We start from the raw sequence: 4,563 nt of genomic DNA, 5'->3' as shown, positions 1-4,563 counted from the left end.
AGCTATGTTGAGAAACGCCAGTACGCTAAGACCTGCCTCGATTACTTTGATCGGGTTGCCCAGCAGTATGGGTTTATTTGAATTAAAACAATTGCTTAATTCTTGTGTCGCAAATTGCATACAGCTTAAATTGTTGATATTTAAAGCCTTTTGGTATGTGTCGCCAATAGTGTCGCTAATGGCAGACACTATTGGCGGCAAAAACTGTGAGTGCGACTTATTTATATTCTAAGATATTGATATAAAACAGTAATAAAAGTTGGCACAAGAGTTGATACACCCACGGTAATTACCGGAGGTGTGTTATGGATTTATTCTTAGTATTTATCACGATGTTCCTGGTTGCCAATATGATGTTAGTGGTAGCAATGGTGCGTCGGATTGATTTAAATAACCCCAGTGTTCAGGCCTGGGAGCAACAGCAAGCGGCTGTTATTAGTGCTGAAACGGTAAACTACACCCCGGTTTAAGCCCGTCTCAGACGGTTTGCTTTCATATTCTCATGAGTTCGGTTTTTGACTGAATGCTTATTCAGGCCAGCGCTCCTTACTGGCCTGTTTTTTTTGTTGAAACAGGTTATGCTAACGCTAACTTTTGCTTAATTTATTTTCCTATGCGCTTCCCTCTGCGAACGGCTTCATTACGTCAACTGGTTATTCTGAGCTTTTTGCTGGCGATGATCCCAGTGGGTGTTTTAATGTGGCAAAGTCATAAAGCGTTGTCCGGGCTGAGCCGTTTTGCAACCAGTGAGGCAGAAAGCGCCGTTATCAGTGTCCGCCGCGCCGAAAGTATGCAAAATCTGGTGGTTGATATTGAGCGTGCGGTACGCCAGTATGCCGTGGTTAAAACCGAAGCATTGGCCAGAGTGGCACTAAGCCATATCAATAATCAGCAGGCCAGTCTCAGCCAGCTGTGCAACGACTTACCTGAACTGAGTGATTGTCTGCAGCAACAGGCAGATTTGCAGCAGTTGGCAGCAGAGTATACTCAGCTCAGTGGTGCACCACTTGAGCAACTTTTGCAGCAAATCAGACTGCGTCAGCAGCGGATCAGTCAGCAAATATGGGATTTACTGGAACAGCGGCTGGTTGATCAGCAGCAGCTGGTACAGGATGCCCAGCAACGCCAGGCCTGGCAAACGGTGGCGTTAGTGGTATTAACTTTGCTGCTGGTATTATGGGCATCAGGCCGGGTGGCTGCGCCGGTGCAAAAACTGGATAAAATGATCCGGGCGATTGGTCAGCAGCAACAGTTTCCTGAGGGCAAGCTGGATGGCCCGCGGGAACTGTCTGAGCTCGGTGAACAGCTGCGCTGGTTGAGTTCACGCTTACAGCAACTGGAAGCTTTACGGCTGATTTTATTGCGCCATGCCTCGCATGAGCTTAAAACGCCGTTATCCAGTATCCGGGAAGGCTGCGCCCTATTGACCGAGCAGTTACTGGGGCCATTAAATTCACAACAACTTGAAGTGGTGATGCTGCTCAATGGCAGCGCTGACCGGCTGAGTCAGCTGACGGAGCAATTGCTGGATTACAACCGGCTGCTGCAACAAGCCAAGCCTGAATTGAGTCATCAGGTACCTCAGCAATTGTTGCAAGCCTGTTTTGCTGATCACGCCTTGTCATTACAACAACGCCAGCAGCAAATAAAGCTTGATTGCCAGTTAAGCTCTTTCTACACCGATGAAACGCTGTTCCGGCGGATACTGGATAATCTGATTAATAACGCTCAGGCTTATGGGGCCGAAGGCAGTCCGGTCTGGGTGAAGTTGTATAAAAAGGATGACATGCTGGTGCTGGATGTCGCCAATAATGGTGCGCCCATCCCCACGGCACTGCGGGAAAAATTATTTGAACCGTTTCAGCGGGGTACTACCCCAAGGTTCGATTCGGTTCAGGGGTCGGGCCTGGGGTTATCTATCGTGGCAGATTGCGCTCGTTTATTAGGTGGGCATGCCGATATTGTTGATGTGGTATACGCTGATGTTTGTATCAGAGTGCGATTGCCACTGCTGGAGGAAAAGTAACATGAGAGTGACGCTGATATTACTGCTGGCGCTGTTGTCAGGCTGCCAGCTGTTAAACCAGCAGCCGCCGGTGCCAGAGCCGGTAACAGAACCTGAGTTCACCGAACAGCCTGTCGTTGCAGAGGAAATTACCCCGGGCTCTGCTGTAGCGTTAAGCCTGAATGATGATGCCGCTACGCTGCAAGCCTGGGTTCAGTACCGGGCCAGTTTGCTTGATAACAAAGAGGTGTGGCGCGAGTCGTTGGCTGAGGTGACTGAACCAGACCCGGTGCAGTCACTGCAACGCGTTATGCTGCAGCTGCATCCGGATACTCCCTACTTAACCCGGTTGCGGGTGCAAATGCAATTAGCTGAGCAAATTGCGCAACTGCCTCCGGGGTTAGCGGCGCTGCTCAGTTGGGATCTGATTTTCAATCAGAAATTACTGGAGACAGAATCAGCGGTAAGTGCCCTGACCCGGCTGAATGTGCAGCAACACGAAAATATTGAACGGCTGCAAAAAAAGAACAGAGAGTTACAGAAAAAAATTGATGCATTGACACAAATTGAAGCACAGCTTAACCAGAGTATCAATGAGGGCAACAATGGCCGACTCTAAACCGCGTTTACTGTTAGTTGATGATGATCCAAGCCTGCTGCGGCTGCTGACATTGCGGTTGGAAGGCGAGGGCTATCAGGTGGTGAGTGCGGATTGCGCAGAAACAGCACTGACTATCTTAAACAAACAAAGCTTCGATGTGGTGTTAAGTGATTTGCGGATGCCGGGGCTGGATGGCATGAGCTTGTTTGATGAAATTGCCAAACGTTATCAGGGACTACCGGTGGTGCTGATGACGGCACATGGCTCTATCCCGGAAGCGGTGGCAGCAACCCAGCGCGGGGTGTTTGGCTTTTTAACCAAGCCTTTGAATAACGCTGAACTGCGTGACATTCTGAAACAGGCGGTACACCAATCGGTACCGGAACAAGCGGACTGGCGGGACGAAATTGTCAGCCGCAGCCCATTGATGACCGCCTTGCTTGAGCAGGCCTACCGGGTAGCGCAGCGCGATGTCAGCGTATTAATTACTGGTGCCAGTGGTACCGGTAAGGAATTGCTGGCCAGAGCCATTCATAAAGCCAGTCCCCGGGCAAAACAGCCCTTTGTGGCAATTAACTGTGGCGCCTTGCCAGAGCATTTGCTTGAATCTGAGCTGTTTGGTCATAGTAAAGGTGCGTTTACCGGTGCAGTATCTGAGCATGGCGGGCTATTTCGTGAAGCGGATGGCGGTACCTTATTCCTGGATGAAATTGGCGATATGCCGGTATCATTACAGGTTAAACTATTGCGGGCATTGCAGGAGAGGCAAATTAGGCCGGTAGGCAGCAGCAAGAGTGTGCCGATAAATGTGCGGGTCTTATCGGCAACCCATCGCGATTTACAACAGGCCATGGCGGAGGGCAGCTTCCGGGAGGATTTATATTACCGGTTAAATGTCGTGAATCTGCAACTGCCGGGTCTGGAGCAGCGGCCGGAAGATATCCCGTTGCTGGCCCGTCATGTGCTGGCACTAAGTGCTGAGCGGCATAATGTTAAAGTAACCCGCTTTGCCGATGATGCGATGCAAACACTGGCAACCGCCAAATGGCCCGGCAATGTGCGTCAGTTGGTCAATGTCATAGAACAATGCGTGGCGCTGACCCATAGTCCGGTAATAGGCCAGAGTCTGGTAGAACAAGCTTTATCGCAGAATAGCAGTTATTGGCCCAGCCTGACCGAAGCACGCGACCAGTTTGAATGTCAGTATCTGGTCCGGGTTTTAAAAATGACCGAAGGCAATGTGACCAGAGCCGCCGAGCTTGCCGGGCGTAACCGGACAGATTTTTATAAACTATTAAAAAAGCATGATTTAAATGCAGCACGGGTAGCCGCCGAGGACGAATCACCGGAGTAACATCCACGGCTGTCCTATCCCGCTGCTTTTGCTAACGGAGACTGTAATGAGCACAATAAATCCGCCAGATGGCTCGCAAAGTGCAGAGGGCGAAAGCCCTGAACTGCTGAAAGCGAAAATTATCAGCGAAACTGCCCGGATCCACTGGCCCCAATTACAAAAATTTTATGCTGCAGGTTCGGTGATCACAGTCAGCGCCGAACACGATCTGATAGACGTAGCCTATGCTTTCAGTGCTGATGATAAACAACGGGTGGCCGATTGGCTCGGCGCAGCAACAGTGGAACGGACGACAGAGCTGCAGGCAAAGCAATGGTTTGATAATAATACCGAATTATGGGCCGTGGTTATTTCGCCCTGGGTGCTGGTGCAGGATAAGCCGGTGCATAATAATTAATCAGAACGACGGAGCCTGGCAATGACGCTTTATAAAACAGTAGCCAGTTCAGAAATTACCTTATCGCAGCTGATGCTGCCATCGCATTCGAATTTCAGCGGTAAAATCCACGGCGGTCACCTATTATCACTGATGGATCAGATAGCGTTTGCCAGTGCCTCGAAATTCAGTGGCAAATATTGTGTAACGGCCTCTGCAGACAGGGT

General features: G+C 50.0%; 7 protein-coding genes. 6 read left to right on the top strand and 1 reads right to left on the bottom strand.

Translation table 11 applies throughout. The annotated features are described in order from the left end of the window. On the bottom strand, positions 1–189 hold a 189-nt coding region (locus R3177_RS13395), incomplete at its 3' end, for a hypothetical protein (protein ID WP_318971526.1). A gap of 116 nt (positions 190–305) precedes the next feature. Between R3177_RS13395 and R3177_RS13390 the strand changes: the two genes are divergently transcribed. From R3177_RS13390 to R3177_RS13365, 6 genes are all read left to right on the top strand, one after another. Next, positions 306–470 carry a hypothetical protein gene (locus tag R3177_RS13390; protein ID WP_318971525.1) on the top strand — a complete coding sequence of 55 codons (165 nt, stop codon included), beginning with the start codon at positions 306–308 and terminating at the stop codon, positions 468–470. 143 nt (positions 471–613) lie between these two features. Beyond that, positions 614–2,026, top strand: coding sequence for a HAMP domain-containing sensor histidine kinase (locus tag R3177_RS13385; RefSeq protein ID WP_318971524.1), 1,413 nt, complete (start codon positions 614–616; stop codon positions 2,024–2,026). A gap of 1 nt (position 2,027) precedes the next feature. Continuing rightward, positions 2,028–2,624 (top strand): hypothetical protein, encoded by a 597-nt coding sequence (locus R3177_RS13380; protein WP_318971523.1) that lies wholly within the window; start codon positions 2,028–2,030, stop codon positions 2,622–2,624. Further along, entirely contained in the window at positions 2,611–3,960 is a 1,350-nt protein-coding gene (locus R3177_RS13375; RefSeq protein WP_318971522.1) for a sigma 54-interacting transcriptional regulator, read from the top strand. The genes R3177_RS13380 and R3177_RS13375 overlap by 14 nt, the downstream gene beginning before the upstream one ends. Positions 3,961–4,006: 46 nt before the next feature. Further along, positions 4,007–4,357 carry a DUF2288 domain-containing protein gene (locus R3177_RS13370; protein WP_318971521.1) on the top strand — a complete coding sequence of 117 codons (351 nt, stop codon included), beginning with the start codon at positions 4,007–4,009 and terminating at the stop codon, positions 4,355–4,357. Between the two features lie 21 nt (positions 4,358–4,378). Beyond that, a partial coding sequence (locus tag R3177_RS13365) for an acyl-CoA thioesterase (protein ID WP_413229092.1) occupies positions 4,379–4,563 on the top strand: 185 nt, incomplete at its 3' end.

This window comes from Arsukibacterium sp., from assembly GCF_033722355.1.
Taxonomy (GTDB): Bacteria; Pseudomonadota; Gammaproteobacteria; order Enterobacterales; family Alteromonadaceae; genus Alishewanella.
The sequence above is the reverse complement of the archived record's forward strand: the minus strand, read 5'-3'. Positions and strand labels throughout refer to the sequence as shown.

Coding starts and splice junctions, on each gene's coding strand:
- R3177_RS13390 (WP_318971525.1), top strand. CDS start 306: ATGGATTTATTCTTAGTATTTATCACGATGTTCCTGGTTGCCAATATG.
- R3177_RS13385 (WP_318971524.1), top strand. CDS start 614: ATGCGCTTCCCTCTGCGAACGGCTTCATTACGTCAACTGGTTATTCTG.
- R3177_RS13380 (WP_318971523.1), top strand. CDS start 2,028: ATGAGAGTGACGCTGATATTACTGCTGGCGCTGTTGTCAGGCTGCCAG.
- R3177_RS13375 (WP_318971522.1), top strand. CDS start 2,611: ATGGCCGACTCTAAACCGCGTTTACTGTTAGTTGATGATGATCCAAGC.
- R3177_RS13370 (WP_318971521.1), top strand. CDS start 4,007: ATGAGCACAATAAATCCGCCAGATGGCTCGCAAAGTGCAGAGGGCGAA.